Origin of the sequence: Methylobacterium litchii, from assembly GCF_038442315.1 — a bacterium.
In the GTDB taxonomy this organism is placed as follows: domain Bacteria; phylum Pseudomonadota; class Alphaproteobacteria; order Rhizobiales; family Beijerinckiaceae; genus Methylobacterium; species Methylobacterium litchii.
Genome location: NZ_JBBXMY010000030.1, coordinates 1 through 15,960 on the forward strand (window position 1 = coordinate 1; position 15,960 = coordinate 15,960).

The 15,960-nt window shown below is 65.1% G+C and carries 11 protein-coding genes and 4 pseudogenes; 10 read left to right on the forward strand and 5 right to left on the reverse strand.

The window, feature by feature from the left end; genetic code table 11:
* Positions 1-117: pseudogene (locus tag AAHF99_RS26190) on the forward strand (IS5/IS1182 family transposase); the annotation flags it as partial.
* Positions 118-128: 11 nt separating this feature from the next.
* Here the strand turns inward: AAHF99_RS26190 and AAHF99_RS26195 are convergent.
* Positions 129-326, reverse strand: a pseudogene (locus AAHF99_RS26195) (transketolase-like TK C-terminal-containing protein); the annotation flags it as partial.
* 4 nt (positions 327-330) lie between these two features.
* On the opposite strand from AAHF99_RS26195, the pseudogene AAHF99_RS26200 reads away from it, so the two are divergent.
* Both AAHF99_RS26200 and AAHF99_RS26205 read left to right on the forward strand, forming a co-directional pair.
* A pseudogene (locus AAHF99_RS26200) lies at positions 331-1,292 on the forward strand (IS3 family transposase); the annotation flags it as partial.
* 509 nt (positions 1,293-1,801) lie between these two features.
* Positions 1,802-2,191, forward strand: coding sequence for a Ros/MucR family transcriptional regulator (locus AAHF99_RS26205; protein WP_342167273.1), 390 nt, complete (start codon positions 1,802-1,804; stop codon positions 2,189-2,191).
* Between the two features lie 146 nt (positions 2,192-2,337).
* Here the strand turns inward: AAHF99_RS26205 and AAHF99_RS26210 are convergent, their stop codons facing one another.
* Positions 2,338-2,478: a hypothetical protein gene (locus tag AAHF99_RS26210; RefSeq protein WP_342167274.1), complete on the reverse strand. Its 141-nt coding sequence runs from the start codon at positions 2,476-2,478 to the stop codon at positions 2,338-2,340.
* Between the two features lie 1,162 nt (positions 2,479-3,640).
* Here AAHF99_RS26210 and AAHF99_RS26215 point away from each other — a divergent pair.
* Entirely contained in the window at positions 3,641-5,236 is a 1,596-nt protein-coding gene (locus AAHF99_RS26215) for a sensor domain-containing diguanylate cyclase (RefSeq protein WP_412759960.1), read from the forward strand.
* A 60-nt stretch (positions 5,237-5,296) separates the two neighbouring features.
* Here AAHF99_RS26215 and AAHF99_RS26220 read toward each other — a convergent pair whose 3' ends face one another.
* The gene (locus AAHF99_RS26220) at positions 5,297-6,256 is read right to left on the reverse strand and encodes a helix-turn-helix domain-containing protein (protein ID WP_342167276.1); all 960 of its coding nucleotides are present in this window, start codon (positions 6,254-6,256) and stop codon (positions 5,297-5,299) included.
* Positions 6,257-6,378: 122 nt separating this feature from the next.
* On the opposite strand from AAHF99_RS26220, the gene AAHF99_RS26225 reads away from it, so the two are divergent.
* Positions 6,379-6,834, forward strand: a complete 456-nt coding sequence (locus tag AAHF99_RS26225) for a Ros/MucR family transcriptional regulator (protein WP_342167277.1) — start codon at positions 6,379-6,381, stop codon at positions 6,832-6,834.
* Between the two features lie 67 nt (positions 6,835-6,901).
* Positions 6,902-7,123: a helix-turn-helix domain-containing protein gene (locus tag AAHF99_RS27245; RefSeq protein ID WP_412759961.1), complete on the forward strand. Its 222-nt coding sequence runs from the start codon at positions 6,902-6,904 to the stop codon at positions 7,121-7,123.
* A gap of 462 nt (positions 7,124-7,585) precedes the next feature.
* Here AAHF99_RS27245 and AAHF99_RS26230 read toward each other — a convergent pair whose 3' ends face one another.
* Together AAHF99_RS26230 and AAHF99_RS26235 are read right to left on the reverse strand one after the other, a co-directional pair.
* The gene (locus AAHF99_RS26230) at positions 7,586-7,831 is read right to left on the reverse strand and encodes a hypothetical protein (protein WP_342167278.1); all 246 of its coding nucleotides are present in this window, start codon (positions 7,829-7,831) and stop codon (positions 7,586-7,588) included.
* Positions 7,832-8,123: 292 nt separating this feature from the next.
* Positions 8,124-8,918, reverse strand: a pseudogene (locus tag AAHF99_RS26235) (DUF4113 domain-containing protein); the annotation flags it as partial.
* A 90-nt stretch (positions 8,919-9,008) separates the two neighbouring features.
* On the opposite strand from AAHF99_RS26235, the gene AAHF99_RS26240 reads away from it, so the two are divergent.
* From AAHF99_RS26240 to AAHF99_RS26255, 4 genes are all read left to right on the forward strand, one after another.
* Entirely contained in the window at positions 9,009-9,203 is a 195-nt protein-coding gene (locus AAHF99_RS26240) for a ribbon-helix-helix domain-containing protein (protein WP_342167279.1), read from the forward strand.
* Positions 9,190-12,864 carry a PAS domain S-box protein gene (locus AAHF99_RS26245; RefSeq protein ID WP_342167280.1) on the forward strand — a complete coding sequence of 1,225 codons (3,675 nt, stop codon included), beginning with the start codon at positions 9,190-9,192 and terminating at the stop codon, positions 12,862-12,864. The genes AAHF99_RS26240 and AAHF99_RS26245 overlap by 14 nt, the downstream gene beginning before the upstream one ends.
* Before the next feature lie 186 nt (positions 12,865-13,050).
* Positions 13,051-15,540 carry a GAF domain-containing protein gene (locus AAHF99_RS26250; protein ID WP_342167281.1) on the forward strand — a complete coding sequence of 830 codons (2,490 nt, stop codon included), beginning with the start codon at positions 13,051-13,053 and terminating at the stop codon, positions 15,538-15,540.
* Positions 15,541-15,546: 6 nt separating this feature from the next.
* Positions 15,547-15,918: a response regulator gene (locus AAHF99_RS26255; protein WP_342167282.1), complete on the forward strand. Its 372-nt coding sequence runs from the start codon at positions 15,547-15,549 to the stop codon at positions 15,916-15,918.
* Positions 15,919-15,960: the final 42 nt, after the last annotated feature.

Here is a 15,960-nt window from a genome sequence, read left to right on the forward strand (position 1 = left end):
GCCCAGTTCCGCCGCCTTGCCATCCGCTACGAACGACGGGCCGACATCCATCTGGCCTTCTCGACCCTGGCGGCCGCCCTCATCGTTTGGCGCTTCATCGAACGATGGTTTTGTTAGGCGCTCTTAGCGCGGTAGGCGTCTTCCTGACGCGCAAAGAGCTCCCAGGAGGGCATCGACACCACGGCGGTCGGTACGCCCTCCCCCTGGAGGATATCCCGCGCGGCAAGCGCCAGCGCCACCTCCGAGCCGGTGCCGATCAGCGTGACCCGCCGCTCCCCGTCGGCTTCCGCGATGACGTAGGCGCCGCGTGCGCAGAGGTTGTCGCCGCCGGTGGGCGTGCCGGAGATCCGTCGGCTGAAGCAGCTGGAGGACGAGAACAGCAAGCTCAAGCGGCTGGTTGCTGACCTGACGCTGGACCGCTCGATGCTGCAGGACGTGCTCAAACGAAAGTGGTGAGGCCCGTCGTTCGCCGTGAAGTCGCCGGTCACTTGCAGGTGGCCTACGACATCAGCGAGCGTCGGGCCTGTCAGGCCACCGGCTTCGGCCGTTCGTCCCAGCGTTACAGGAAGCGGTCGGATCCGCAGGTGGCGCTGCGCATGCGGCTGAAGGAGCTGGCCGCCGCGCGGGTCCGTTACGGCTATCGCCGGCTACACATCCTGCTGCGACGGGAGGGCTGGAAGGTGAACCACAAGCGCACCTACCGGATCTACCGAGACGAAGGGCTGTCGATCCGGGTCAAGCTACCAAAGCGCAAGCGGGCTTGGCGATATCGCCAGGGACGGCCTGCGATCGGTGGACCCAACGAGGTCTGGGCGATGGACTTCATGTCCGACCGCATCTTCGATGGGCGTCCATTCCGGATCCTGACCGTCGTCGATTGCCACACGCGAGAGGCGCTCTCACTCACGCCGAGAGCCAACTTCCGCGCCTACCAAGTGACCGAGGCACTCGACGCCTTGGTCAAGCTGAGGGGACGGCCCAAGAGCTTGCGGGTCGATAATGGGCCGGAGTTCGCCGGTCGCATGCTCGACCAGTGGGCCTACCTGAACGGGGTCGAGATCGACTTCTCCCGCCCGGGCAAGCCGACCGACAACGCGTATATCGAGTCGTTCAACGGCCGCCTCCGGGCGGAATGTCTGAACGCCTCGTGGTTCCTGTCGCTGACCGATGCCCGGGAGCGCATCGAGGACTGGAGGTGCCACTACAACGAAGACCGACCTCATACGGCCTTGGGCGGCTTGACGCCCCGAGCCTTCGCCAACCAAGCTGTCACAGCCCGAGAACTTGCATAGGCCGTGGACCACAAACGGGGTCAACTCCAAGCCTACCGCGCACTAACTTTGCTCGTGGACCACCTCATGGGGGCCGATCAGCCTGCCTTCACTGGCCTCTGCTTTCTACGGATCGGGTCAGCGGCATAGCAGTGCTCATCCCGATGGTCGGACTACGATCTACCGTTTTCGAGTAACCGCCGGTCAATCGGTTCCTGCCACGATACGCTTCGAGCCATGCCACACGTAGGCTCTGCGTCCTCATGAGAGATATGCCGGCCCGGTCCGTTTGCTGATTGACGTCTACTGGATCGGGCCGGCGCTTATCTTGGCGTTCATACTGGCTTGATCTCTGACCTCTTCCGCCCGCAGCCTCATCGCCGCCCTCGCCTGTAGCTCAAGGGCAGGACTCGACACTCTTAGCAAAGATCCTAAATCCGGCTGGAGACGTGATCTATGAAGCTGTTCGCATAAGCCACCCATAGCGTTAGTTCACGGCACAGCTGAGCTGCTGGCTGATTGGAAATGCGATGATTGACGATTTTGAAGAGCGTAGCCGAACAAGCGCGGATCGCGTTGCAGACATTGTCGCCGCCTACGTGTCTAACCACTGTATAGCCCTTGGCGAACTGCCTGCGCTGATAGCGTTAGTGCACGCGTCTCTCACTGAATTGGCGAATGATCGCCCAGTCAATGTCACCGAGATTTTCAAAGCCACACAAGCCGAAATCTGTAAATCAATTGAGCCAGATGCGCTGGTTAGCTTCATCAACGGTAAATCGTATAAGTCTCTGAAGCGACATCTAAGAGCCCACGGCATGACCGCTTCGTCTTACCGCTTGCGTTATGGTCTGCCTCCCGATTATCCAATGATAACTACATCATACAGCGCGCAAAGGTCATCGATATCCGAAGTATAATCTCAAATCTACGAAAGAGCGGGCGTCCGGTAGGGCGGGATAACATTACTCGCTAAAGCAAAATTTGAACGAGCGTCGGTATTTGGCAAACACCCCTCGTGCCGGCATGGTGGCGGGCAGATCGCGTTGATGAAACGGACCCCGTTCTAGGAGGCGTTTATAAGATCCATCGGCCGTACCTCGCGCCCCTTCCGGTCGTAGGCCCGGCGCGGGTTGCGTCGGTGGCGGGGGACGGGATCGCCCTGCCCTGACGAATAGGCGGTGGCCGGGTAGAGCGGCTCGGTCATCAACGGATCATTAACTCGGTCAGCCTCTATTGCGTACAGCGACCGGGCTCCACCCTCAGCCGAGCGCCCTCAGAGCAGCGCAGGGCAACCGCGCGGCCTCGTCGGTGCAGTCGCGTTTCATCCCTCATCCATTCCGTAGGCCCGCACGGTCTCGCGTCCGGTTGCGGTGAGGAACCACGCCCGCCCATCGTGGTGGGCGATGCGTGAGGCAGGGCGCTCGATCACGAGGCCCATGTCTGCGAGGAGCGGGAGAGCGGTCGGGTAGGCGCCGACGCGCAGGCCGGCGGGCGTCGAGGCTATGGCGCAGGGCCGCGAGCTGCTTGCCGCGTAGGAGTGGGATCATTGCTGCCGGTAGGGGCCCCGGCGCACCCGTGGCGGGAGAGCCTTATCGAGGATATTGCGGATCTCGCGAAGGGGAGCCTAGGCTGTCCGCCAGCACGATGCGGCAGACCCTACTCGTGGTGTTAGCGGAGCACCGTATCGACGGCGGCTTGGTTGCGGGCCATGCCATAGGGCCACCAGTCATCCCCGAGAAGCTCGCGAACGTGGCGCTCGCTCGCCGTACAACCCGGCGGGTTTCAGTTGCTATGGTCACGGAAACCGCAGCCGCATTCCTCGCATTGGTTGGGGCATCCGGCTTCCGTTGGGGCGGCAATCACCGCGTTTCGCGTAATTGCCATCAAGCTGTTTGATCGAGAGCCGCCTATCGGAACAGCGGTAGGTTGAAGCCGAGCAGGAACAGCCCGGCGATCAACAGGTAGCCGGCAGCAGCCTCCAGAGCATCAAGACGCCTGGATCGATATCCAGCAGCATTCGCGAACGATAGGCCCGCAACAAGACAACTTAGGATCAAAACGGACATGCCAAGCGTCTCTACGCCCGCAACGGGCGCGGTATAGCAAGAGATTGTCCATGAAATTTACGAGTTCGTGCAGCAGATCAATGCCCCGCCACCTGCTCCGATCCGAGGCCAGGCGACGGGGCTGCCGTTGTCCAGACGGCTGAACCGTCATGCAGATCGGCTCCTCTCCTCAATACATCACGATGTTTATGATATGCTAAGGTATGCGCTCGCGTATTAAATGAATTTGACGTGATTTCAATTTTTTGTGACAGACAATCCTCATATGGCAGATGCTTCAATTAGTAATTAATCGTTCCCATGCAACCAGTCGGCCGGGGGAGAGCTGATTGCGAGAGCGCTGTGTACTGGCCGCATCACAAACTGCGATCATTCCGCTCAGCCAAGGTGTGGATCGCTCTGAGCGTCATCGCACCCTTGGGTATGCTGACTGCTTCGGCTTTCATGCTATTCGATCTCAGGCAGGATGCCTGGGAGCGGTCCGAGCAAACGTCCAAGAACCTGTTGCAGGTTCTTGAGCGCGACATCGCTCGCAACATTGAGATGTACGACCTTTCAATCCAGGCCGCAGCGGACAATCTCAAGACCCCAGGGGTCGCGGAGATCGATCCTCAGCTGCGCCAACTCATCTTGTTTGATCGGGCCGCAACTGCTCGCGACATGGGCGTGATGCTCGTCATCGACGAGCGTGGCGACATCGTCGCCGACCTTGATGCGATACCCCCGCGCAAGGGCAACTATGCGGATCGAGAGTACTTCCAGGTCCACAAAGCTCGCGCCAGCCTCGGTCTTTACGTCGGACGCCCCATCACGTCACGCCTGACCGGCGAGCGGATGCTGCCGTTCAGTCGCCGCATCAGTAAGTCGGATGGGACGTTCGGAGGGGTCGTCCTGGGCAGCGTCAAATTATCCTACTTCACGCACCTCTTCCAGCAGATCGACTTGGGTCGAGAGAGTGGGATCAATCTGTACCTCAATGACGGCACGCGCATCATGCGCCACCCCTTCAACGAGGCCGATATTGGCGTCAGCATCGCAGGTAGCTCAACCTTCCGAGGCTTCCTCAGTGAACACAGCGGCAGCTTCGTCCGCACCTCCGCACGCGATGGGGTGGAGAGGCACTACACCTTCACGCGGATCGGCAGCCTGCCCCTGATCCTGAATGTCGCCATCGCCACGGACGAGATTGAGGCCGAGTGGCGAACAAAGGCTTTCGTGATCGGCGGCACAGTGCTGGTGCTGTGCGGCCTGACCGTCGCGCTGTCTCTCCTTTTCGGACGTGAGCTGCGCCGTCGTGAAGCCGTTCAAGCCGAACTCGAACGCTTGTCCCAAACCGATGCCTTGACGGGCCTACCGAACCGTCGGGCTTTCGAGCAGGCAGGCTCTCGCGCCTGGGAGCAAGGACGACGCGACAACGGCTTTCTGTCATTGCTGATCATCGATGCGGACCACTTCAAGCGGTTCAACGACCGCTACGGGCATCAGGTTGGGGACGAGGTGCTGAAGGGCTTGGCGCGTTGCCTATCAACTAGCGTGCACCGGCCCCATGATCTGGTCTGCCGAGTAGGAGGAGAAGAGTTCTGTATCGTCATGCCAGATACCGATCAGGCCGGTGCCTTGCGGATCGCGGAGAAGGTTCACGCTGAAGTCGCTAACCTAGCAATCGGCTCCTCAGGGATCGGCGTCGGCGCGATCACGGTGAGCATCGGTCTTGCCGTCGTCATCCCGAGCGACGCGGACAGCACATCGATGATGGCGCTCTACCGCTTTGCGGATGCTGCACTCTACGAAGCCAAAGCCGCGGGCCGCAATCAAACTCGCTGTGCGAGGTCACAGGGTATTGCAGCAGCCCCGCAGAAGCCTCTGCTGCAGATCGTAGGAAGACCTAAAACGTGATACATTTTGTATTATAAAAATTTGCGAATAAACAAAATATTTTTAAGATTACTAGTCATCCTACGATCGATGGTTCAACGCACGCCAGCGATAGTCGCTGGGCGAAAGGCCATAGCGATCTTTAAAACGCCGGCTAAAGTGACTTTGATTATTGAAACCACACCCGAAGGCAAGCGTGCCAATGGATATATGAGTAAATCCAGGGTCCGATAACCGCTCTGCTGCAATTTCTAGTCGCCGTAGCCAGATCCAATCGGCAATGTTTCGTCCTTGTTCTCGAAAGAGTGCTTGGAGGTAGCGCAGTGACACGCCCGCCACTGACGCGATCTGGGTCGGGTCCAAGTGAACATCAGTAAGATTGGCCTCAATATGCGCGTTGGCACGCTGCACGATAAGCATAGCCTGCAGATTTTGAGGGGGCTCTTGCGAGAGGCGTTCTGCGATACTGGCGACGATGAGATCGATGCCTATGGAAGCCATGCGCTCACTCATCTCCGGCGTTAGATTTCCATATGTTCGTACCAGCTCGGCAAAAAAGCTTGTAACGAGCGAGGTCCCGGCTTGGGCCGCGCCGACGGTTAGAGACGTATAGCGTCGCGTCGGTCCCAGTACCCGTTCGAGCCGTTCGCGCGGCACCTCGATGAAGAGTGTCTGGGTATCAGCCTTGGACGCCATGGTGGTCGGGCGGCGATCCAACACTACGATGTCTCCCGGCCTCTGGATCGAGGTACGGTCATCCTGCGTGCTGAAAATCTCCCCTTGCAGGGTGATCGCTACGTTCAGAGTATCTTGCTTGGCATGCTGACGGATTGTGGCGGGCGTCGCCACTGTGGTGACGGCGCTTTGCGTGATCCGGGTGATCAGCAGAGAGCCGACCTCCGTGGCCTCTAAAACCCCATGGAACGGCTGCTCGCCAGTAGGCGTCAGCTCTACGGGCACGATCCGCTCAAAGATCGTCTCGCGCCAGCGACGGAAACTGATGTTTGGCTTCTCGTCCGCAGTCGAGAACAAAGTCCGCATAACCGATGACTGAATGAATTGTACGTGATGCGCGGTCAGGCAAACGATAGCACGCGCTCAGACAAGCGCAACGCGACAGATCATCTTACATTCGGGCTTCGTTCTCCCGAGGAGTTGATCCTGTGCCTGCCCCGTTCACGGCGAGCCCCGAGGCTCTTATCGAGCTGACTACCGGCATCGTCGTCGCCTATGTCTCAAGCAATTCCGTTCCAGCATCGGAGCTGCCACTACTCATCGTCCGTGTCCATCGTGCAATTACAGAACGGACTTCGAGTACAGAGTCGGTCAACCCTGCTACGACCGAGCCTTCGGACAGGCCAAACGCGGCCCAAATCCGAAGATCCTTTGACAAAGATGGTATTATCAGTTTCATAGACGGCAAGATTTATAAAACTTTGAAACGTCACCTCACGAGTCATGGGCTAGACCCTAACAGTTATCGTGTCCGCTATGGTCTGCCAGCTGACTATCCAATGGTGGCTCCGAGCTACGCTGAGCGCCGTTCCGCTCTTGCGAAGGCGATAGGTCTGGGACGGCCTGGGGCAATGACTGAGCGTGAACGCCGTAAGATCAGCTAAACAAGTCAGATCCTCTCGAAATATTTACTTAGCCATGAATGAACTTGAATGCCGCAGAGAGGCTCTGATGAGCCATCTTGCGGAGCATGCACGCGCAGCACGGAGTCGGCTGCGTTTGTCCCTGGCTGATGCTGCACGTCTGACGGGCATCGCGCCGGAACTCATCACGGCCATCGAAAACGGCAGTGATAGTACCTCTTCCCTCGCGACATTAGCACAGCTTGCCCAGTTTCTTGGTCTTACCGAGGCAGGGTTGCCACGCTGTCGGCCTCCGGGAATGAGCAGGTAACCCGTGCCCCCTTATGCGAACGGACGCTATCGGCTGAAGCCGACTGCATGGGTGCATCGTCGATCAGCGGTAGAAACCCTCAGCCCGTAGGGTGGAGAGTAACACGCTGGCTCGCTCCTGCGCCGCGGTAGCATCCTCAGGCTTCGCAAAGCCATGCTCGCACATCAATATGAGCTTCTGCATCGCTCGATCCATGACCGAGTCCTCCCAAAGGATCAGGACACCCGTGTCCGTAAGGTCCTTTAAGAAGCACCACAGCATCAGCATGAGGTCGAGGGCCGGGTGATCCCACCAGCCAGCCGTAATCTGCCCTTTGACGCGCTCAAGGCGACGCAAAAGGGCCTTCCGCTTTACCGGCGTAAGGTCCGCGAACGGCCATACCCCGTCATCCGTCGCGTCGACGTCGCCCGCAGGACCAGACGTTCAGCTTCGCGCCCAAGCCGGTCGTTTACCGGTGTTCGACTACATCTCAAAAGCAGACATGGCTGGCGGGAGGTCGAGGACCAAGCCGAACTCGTCGTGGCGCTCCATCGGGAGCCAGGGCAGCGCGACCTCGCATGGCGCCTTGGCCTGAATGAAAAAGTCAGGGACGACAGCAAGCGACAGGCCGAGATCAGCAACTATCATGAGACGATGGCGCGCTAAACCCGGGCTCGACGCGGATATGCGGATGACGGCATCGCCCGATGAGAGCAAGTGCAAGGCCATCGGGTTCCCGCATCCTCGACAGCTGAGGTTGGCACTCTCCGGGCAGGATACTGCGGACGTGTTGTCGGACGACCCGGCACCGAATGGCTTGCCGACGAGCGTCGACCCTTCCGGTCAGTCCCGGGGCGGGGCACGTGCAAGGGGCCGACGACGACCGCGACATGCCGCCCTCCTTCCGGGGGAAGCCGCGACGAGGCGAAGCCGCCGCCATCCCCCGGCCCATGCATGAATGTGTCTTCGTTCTGGCGGTACGAAGCACGGCCTAATGACCACTTTCGAGCTCGTCTGCCCTTCAAGCCGCCATTACCACCGGCACCTCGTCGACTCTGGTGGTGTACCGGGGCGAGCGCATGTCGAACTTGGTCGACCATTCCCGTTTGGGGGCGAACCCCGCGCTGCCCGGGACGACGGCGCCACGCCCGAACCGGCGATTGCAGGCATCAAGCGCACCCATCAGCGCGGCCCCGTCCTCCCGGTCGAGTTGCCCCAGCCCCGGGAACGCCCGTTGGGAGGACGCCAGGGGCACGAGATCCGTGGTGACCACCCCGGCATTGGAATAGCGGTAGCCGTCGCGCCAGGTCTTCCGGACGCCGTGCAGGCACGCCTTGACCAGCACGAGGGTGTCGTTCGACGCCTCCGGCAGGGTCACCACCGACGACACCGACCGCTGCGGCCGGTCGCGGTCGTGCTCCGAGGTATGGAAGAACACCGTTACATGGTCGGTGCCCAGCCCGCCGGCGCGCAGCTTCTCGCCCAGGCGGGCAGCGTGGGTAGCGACGGCTTGCTCCATGGTCGCGAGGTCCTCGACGCGGTCCGAGAAGCTCCGGGTCACGGCGCAGCCCTCCCGGGTTGGAGCAATCTCGTCAAGACCGAGGGAGGCCATCCCACGCAGTTCCTGCACGAGGCGCTCGCCCACCAAGGTCGTAGCCTTGCGCACCGCGTGGTTGTCGCGGTCGCGCACGTCGGCGACGCTCTCGCAGCCCGGGGCATCCAGCTTGCGGGCGTTGGCCGACCCCACGCCCCAGATGTCCTTCGGCGGGACGTGTGCCAACCAATCGTCGTACTGGACCGGATCGATGAGGTCGCAGGCGTCCCAATCACCTGATGCGGCTACACGTCCGTGCGAGGTAGGTGTCGCGAAAGCGACACGTATTCCCGGAGATGCTACGGGCCTCGGATGGCCGCAAAGCATTCCCGCCACATCGCCCTGACCGAACCGCTGATCGCCTACGTCGAGGCCCAGGTCGCCAAGGGCGAGTACACATGCATCAGCGAGGTCGTCCGGACGGCGCTCCGCCAGATGATCGAGCGCAACGAGGCAAAGGCTACCCGTAGGGCCGCCAGTCTTGAGGCTGACAGTGACCGAGCCTGAGGACGCCGCGCGCGATCCGGCCCGGCTCGCGGCCCTCGACGGCTACGGCATCCTCGACACCCCTGCCGAGGCAGGCTTCGACGACGTCGCGTTGCTCGCGTCCCGGATCTGCGGCACGCCGGTCGCCCTTGTAAGCCTCGTCGCCGGTGACCGGCAATGGTTCAAGGCCCGCCTCGGGTTCGAACCCTGCCAGACCCCGCTGTCGCACTCGGTTTGCGCGCACGCCCTGGGTCGGCCGGGCCTGTTGGTCATCCCGGACCTGACCGCCGACCCGCGGACCCGGGACAACCCGCTGGTCACCGGCGAGCCGCGACTAAGGTTTTATGCCGGCGCCCGCCTGGAGACCCCCGAGGGCGCACCGCTCGGAACCCTGTGCGTCATCGACGGAAAGCCGCGGCCCGAGGGACTGACGCCTGAGCAGGCCGATTCCCTCCAGGCCTTGGCGAGGCAGGTCATGGTGCAGATGGAACTGCGCCGGTCAGCGACCGCGCGCGACGAGGCCCTTCGTTTGGTCCGTGCGGCAGAGACCCGCCACAGGCAGATCCTCGACAGTGCCATCGACTACGCGATGGTGACCATGGACCTGGATGCCCGCGTGACCGGCTGGAACGCCGGTGCCGAGGCCATCCTCGGCTGGTCGGAGGCGGAGATGCGCGGCAGGCCCGCCCATGCCATCTTCACCGAGGAGGACGTCGCGGGCGGCATTCCCGAGCGCGAAATGAGGGACGCGCGCGAGTACGGTCGGGGCACCGACGAGCGCTGGCACCGACGCAGGGACGGCACGCGCATCTTCGCGTCGGGCGAGATGATGCCCCTTCGCGACGAGGATGGCGGCCTCGTCGGGTATCTCAAGATCCTGCGCGACCGCACGGGCCGGCACTTGGCGGGGACGGAGCTCGCAGAGTCCGAGGCACGCCTGCGCAAGGCGCAGGCGGCCGGCGGCGTCGGCCTGTTCACCGTCGACATGGCCAACAACGTCCTCACCCCGACCCCGGAATTCTGCCGGCTCTACGGCCTGCCCGAGCGGGCGAGCTACCCTGCGACGGCCTTCGAGGAATTGGTCGTCCCCGAGGACGCGCACCTCGTCTCGACCGCGGAGAGCCGGCGGCAGGGTGCGCCGCCCCAGGACGTGGAGTACCGCATCCGGCGTCCTGACACCGGCGAGCAGCGCTGGATCGCCCGGAAGGGCGAGATCGAGCGGGACGCCGCCGGCCGGCCGGTCCGTTTCTCGGGGGTGGCGCGCGACGTCACCGAGCAGCGGACGGCGCTCGACGCGCTCGCCGTTAGCGAGGAGCGCTACCGGACCCTGTTCGACAGCATCGACGAGGGCTTCTGCGTCATCCGCTTCCTCGACGGGCCGCACGGCCCCCTCAGCGACTACGTGCACGTCGAGGCCAACCGGGCCTTCGCGCACCACTTGGGCGTTCCGGACGCGGTCGGGCGTACGCTGCGCGAGATCATTCCCGATGCGGGGGCCAACGGCTGGCTCCAAATATATGGCGACGTGCTCCGCACCGGCGAGCCCGTCCGTTTCCAGCGCGAGTTCGCGCCGAACGGTCGACAGTTGGAGGTCGCCGCCCACCGCATCGAGCCGGCCAGCCGCCGTGAGGTCGCGGTGCTGTTCACCGACGTCACCGCGCGCAAGGAGGCGGAGGCCGCGCTCCGCGCCAGCGAGGCGCTGGCGCGCGAGAACGTGCAACGCGTCCAACTGGCGCTCGCGGCCGGCGCGATTATCGGCACGTGGCACTGGGACCTGCCCAGCGACCGGTTCACGGTCGACGCGGCTTTCGCCCGCGCCTTCGGCCTCGACCCGGCGCTCGGCCGGCAGGGCATCCCGCTCGCCCGGATCGTCGAGACCGTCCATCCCGACGACCAGGCGGGGCTGGCGGAGGCCATCGCCGAGGCCATCGCGCGCGGCGGCGCTTACGCCCACCAGTACCGGGTCCGGCGCGCCGACGGGAACTACTACTGGCTGGAGGCGAACGGCCGGGTCGATCATGCCGCCGACGGGACGCCGCTGAGCTTCCCCGGGGTGCTGCTCGACGTGGACGCGCGCCGCGCCGTGGAGGCCGAGCGCGACCGCGTCGCCGCGGACCTGCGCGCCCTCAACGAGACGCTGGCGACCCAGGTCGCGGAGCGCACCCAAGAGCGCGACCGCATCTGGCACGTAAGCCGCGACATGCTGGGCGTCGCCGACGCGAACGGCGTTTGGGTCAGCGTCAACCCGGCTTGGCAGCGCGTCCTGGGATGGGACTACCACGATATCGTCGGCAAGACCTCGGAGTGGCTCGAACACCCGGACGACCGCGAGCGGACCCGGGCCGAGGTCGCCCGCCTCGCCGCCGGCGGCCTGACGATCGCCTTCGAGAACCGCTTCAGGGCCCGCGACGGCGGCTACCGCACGCTGTCCTGGACGGCGGTGCCCGTCGAGGGAATGCTCTATTGCGTCTCCCGCGACGTGACCGAGGAGAAGGAACGTGCCGAGACCCTGCTGCAGGCCGAGGAGGCGCTGCGGCAATCGCAGAAGCTGGAGGCGGTCGGGCAGTTGACCGGGGGCGTCGCGCACGACTTCAACAACCTCCTGACCGTCATCAAGTCCTCGACCGACCTCCTCAAGCGGCCGGACCTCACCGAGGAGCGACGGGCCCGCTACATCGCCGCGATCTCCGACACGGTCGACAGGGCCGCCAAGCTCACCGGGCAACTCCTGGCCTTCGCCCGGCGCCAGGCCCTGAAGCCGGAGGTGTTCGATGCCGGCCGGAGCGTCAGGGCCATCGGCGAGATGATGGGGACCCTCACCGGGGCCCGCATCGCCGTCACGATCCACGTCGGCGACGAGCTCTGCCACATCAACGCGGACCCGAGCCAGTTCGATACCGCGCTGGTCAACATGGCGGTCAACGCCCGCGATGCGATGTCGGGCGAGGGCCGGCTCGACATCTCGGTGGGGACCGTGGGCTTCGTGCCGGCGATGCGGTCGCATCCCGCTTACGCGGGGGATTTCGTCCGGATTGCGCTGACCGACACTGGCTCGGGCATCCCGGCTGACCAGATCGACCGGATCTTCGAACCGTTCTTCACCACCAAGGGCGTGGGCCAGGGAACCGGGCTCGGCCTCTCGCAGGTGTTCGGCTTCGCCAAGCAATCAGGCGGCGAGGTGATGGTCGAGAGCGAGGTCGGGCGCGGCACCACCTTCGCCCTTTACCTGCCGCGTGCGGACGGGGTCGCCTCTCCCGGCGAAGAGCCCGCGCCGGCCGACGCCTCGGTCGACGGGCGCGGCACCTGCGTCCTCGTGGTCGAGGACAACCGCGACGTCGGCACCTTCTCGACCCAGACGCTGCAGGAGCTCGGCTACGGCACGCATTGGGTCGCGAACGCCGACGAGGCCCTGGCGACCCTGGCTGAAAGACCGGACACCTACGACGTCGTGTTCTCCGACGTGGTCATGCCGGGCATGAACGGCGTCGAGCTCGGACGCGAGGTCCGTCGACTGTATCCTGGCCTGCCGGTGGTGCTGACCAGCGGCTACAGCCATGTGCTGGCACAGGAGAGCAACCACGGCTTCGAGCTGCTGCAGAAGCCCTACTCGGTTGAGGCGCTGTCGCGGATCCTCCGTCGCGCGGCCTCGAAGCCCCGGCGTCGGAGGAAGGCGTCGGGATGACCCGACAGGTCCATTGCCTCGAACCCGTTCCGTTTCCGGTATGACGAACCTCCGGACGGACCGACGTATCCGGAAGGTTTCTCTTGCCCGACGAGGCTCATGTAGTGTTCCTGGTCGCCGACGGGCAGGACATGACGAGAGGCCGAGCGGCCGGTGTCCCAGGGCATTGAGACGGAACCGGGACCGATGACCTCGCACTCCTTCCCGAGTATGGTCGGGGACGCCGCACGACTCGACGCCCTGGCGAGCTACGCCATCCTCGACACGCCCGCCGAGCGGGGCTTCGACGACATCGTGCAGTTGGCCTGCCAACTCTGCCAGGTCCCGGTATCCCTCGTCAGCCTGGTCGCCGGCGACCGGCAGTGGTTCAAGGCGCGCGTCAATTTTCCGCCCTGCGAGACCGACCTGAGCCGTTCGGTCTGCGCCCACGCCCTCGGCCAGCCCGACGAGGTCCTGGTCATCCCAGACCTGACCGCCGATCCGCGGACCCGGGCCAATCCGCTGGTCACCGGCGACCCGTTCATCCGCTTCTACGCGGGCGCGCCGCTGGTCGCGCCGGACGGGCACGTGCTCGGCAGCCTCTGCGTCATCGACAAGGCCGTCCGCCCCGGGGGCCTGACCGAGGCGCAGGCCGACAACCTCAAGGCGCTGGCCCGCCAGGTCGTGACGCAGCTTGAACTGCGCCGCGCGGTGGTCACGCGCGACCGGGCGCGTGGCGAGGAGCAGCGCGCCTATCAGGTCCGGGAGGCCCTGCGCGACGCCCAGGCGCGGATCGCACGGATGGGTGACGACCTCGACGCCGTGCTGCAGGTCGTGGTCGCCGGTGCGATGCGGGCGGTCCCGACGGCCGAGGGCGGGGTCATCGAACTGCTCGACGGGGAATGGCTCGAATACCGGGCCGTGCGCGGGACGCTCGCCCCGCATCTCGGCCTGCGGGTCCCGCGCGGGACGAGCGGCGCGGGGCACTGCGTCCGGACAGGCTCGCCGTACCTGATGGAGGACGCCGCCAGCGACCCGCACGTCCGCCGCGACCTCGTGAGGAGCCTGGGACTGGGATCGGCCATCTTCGCCCCGATCCCGCACGGGGACGGGGTGCTCGGCGTGCTCAAGCTGCAGGCCCCGGAGCGGGGGGCGTTCACCCGGGGCGACCTCGACATCCTCGGCCTGTTCACCGGCGCCGCGACCGCCGGGCTGGCGGAGGCCGCGGCGCTGGCGGACGCCCGGGCCAAGGACGTTTACTGGCGCGGGCTGTTCGACCGGCTGACCGAGGGCTTCGTCGTGGGCGAGGTGATCCGGGACGAGGCCGGGCGGGTCGACGACTGGCGCTACGTCGAGGTCAACCCGGCCTGGGGCGAACTGACCGGCATCGACCCCGCAACCGTCGCCGGCCGGACCGTCCGCGAGGTCATCCCCGACATCGAGGACGAGTGGGTGAGCGAGGTCGCCGAGGTGGTGGCGACCGGCCGGACCGCCAACTTCACCCGTCGGATCGGCCCGATCCGGCGCTGGTACGAGGGCCGCGCGTTCGCGCTCGACGGCGACCGGTTCGGCATCATCTTCCTGGAGGTCACGGCCCGCGTCGAGGCCGACACCCGGCGCCTAGCCCTCCTGTCCCTCGGCGACCGCCTGCGCGACCTCGCGACGATTGGGGAGATGACCCGGGCCGCCGCGGAGATCGTCGGCCGGACGCTCGGCGCCACCCGCGCCGGGTTCGGTCGGATCGAGGGCGACGTCGAGGCCATCGATATCGAGCCGGACTGGACCGCTCCGGGCATCCCGAGCATCGCCGGCCGGCACCGCTTCGACGACTACGGGGACATCCGCGCCCACCTCAGGCGAGGGGACGCGCTGGTCATCGACGATGTCGCCACCGACCCGCGCACCCGGGACGACCCCGGCCCGATGCGGGCCATCGACGTCGGCGCGCTGGTCAACATGCCGGTGCGCGAGCGCGGTCGCACCGTGTCGGTCTTCGTCGTCCACGACGTGCAGGCCCGGACCTGGACGCCGGAGGAGCTCGCGTTCCTGCGCAACGTCGCCGACCGCCTTGAGGTCGGCGTCGCCCGGGTACGCGCCGAGGAGTTGCAGGCCGTCCTCAACGCGGAGCTCGCGCATCGCCTGAAGAACACCCTCGCCGTCGTTCAGTCCATCGCCACGCAGACCCTGCGCGACGTGACCGAGCGCGAGCTCGTCGACGCGTTCGAGCGGCGGGTGCTCGCCCTGTCGCGGGCCCACGACGTGCTGATGCAGAAGAGCTGGGCCGCCGCGCGGATGCGGGCGGTGATGGAGAGCGTGCTCGGCATGCAGGTCGACCTCGACCGCTTCGCCTTCGACGGGCCGGACATGGACATCAGCCCGCAGGCGGCCCTGTCGCTCACCCTACTTCTGCACGAGCTCGCGACCAACGCGCTCAAGTACGGGGCGCTGTCGGCCAACGCCGGCCAGGTCCGGGTTGCTTGGCGCACCGAGGACGGTGCCGCGCCGGCGCTGGTGCTCGATTGGACCGAGACCGGGGGACCGGCCGCGGCGGCACCAACCGGCCGGGGCGGGTTCGGCTCGAAGCTGATCCGCATGGGTTTGGTGGGAACCCGCAAGGCCGACCTTCGGTACGGTTCGACCGGCCTGCGCGCCGAGTTCCGCGCGCCGCTCACCGACATCCAGATCCAGGTGCACTGATACCCGATGGAACAGAAGCACCCCGGGCAGGCGCTCGTGCTCGTCGTCGAGGACGACCCGATCCTGATGATGTCCCTGGTCGACTTCGTCGAGAACGCCGGCTGCGAGGCCATCGAGGCCGACAACGTCGTCGAGGCCATTCGCATCCTTGAGACGCGCCCCGACATCCGCACGGTGTTCACCGACCTCGACATGCGCGGGTCGACCGCCGGCATGCAACTCGCCCTGTCGATCCGCGACCGCTGGCCGCCCATCGAGTTGCTGATGGTCTCGTCCCAGCCCTGGGACGCCTCCCAGATCCCGGAGCGCGGGGTCGTGTTCGGCAAGCCGTTCGACAGGCGGCGCATTGAGGCCGCGATCCGGAAGTTCGCCTCTTAGCTTGGAGCCGAACCTGCGGCCCCGGTAATCTCCGGGCCGGCA

What these genes read in the sequence shown, in the direction of transcription:
- AAHF99_RS26205 (WP_342167273.1), top strand. Translation starts at nt 1,802, where the DNA reads ATGATTGACGATTTTGAAGAGCGTAGCCGAACAAGCGCGGATCGCGTT.
- AAHF99_RS26210 (WP_342167274.1), bottom strand. Translation starts at nt 2,478, where the DNA reads ATGACCGAGCCGCTCTACCCGGCCACCGCCTATTCGTCAGGGCAGGGC.
- AAHF99_RS26215 (WP_412759960.1), top strand. Translation starts at nt 3,641, where the DNA reads ATGCAACCAGTCGGCCGGGGGAGAGCTGATTGCGAGAGCGCTGTGTAC.
- AAHF99_RS26220 (WP_342167276.1), bottom strand. Translation starts at nt 6,256, where the DNA reads ATGCGGACTTTGTTCTCGACTGCGGACGAGAAGCCAAACATCAGTTTC.
- AAHF99_RS27245 (WP_412759961.1), top strand. Translation starts at nt 6,902, where the DNA reads ATGAGCCATCTTGCGGAGCATGCACGCGCAGCACGGAGTCGGCTGCGT.
- AAHF99_RS26230 (WP_342167278.1), bottom strand. Translation starts at nt 7,831, where the DNA reads ATGGCCTTGCACTTGCTCTCATCGGGCGATGCCGTCATCCGCATATCC.
- AAHF99_RS26240 (WP_342167279.1), top strand. Translation starts at nt 9,009, where the DNA reads ATGGCCGCAAAGCATTCCCGCCACATCGCCCTGACCGAACCGCTGATC.
- AAHF99_RS26250 (WP_342167281.1), top strand. Translation starts at nt 13,051, where the DNA reads ATGACCTCGCACTCCTTCCCGAGTATGGTCGGGGACGCCGCACGACTC.
- AAHF99_RS26255 (WP_342167282.1), top strand. Translation starts at nt 15,547, where the DNA reads ATGGAACAGAAGCACCCCGGGCAGGCGCTCGTGCTCGTCGTCGAGGAC.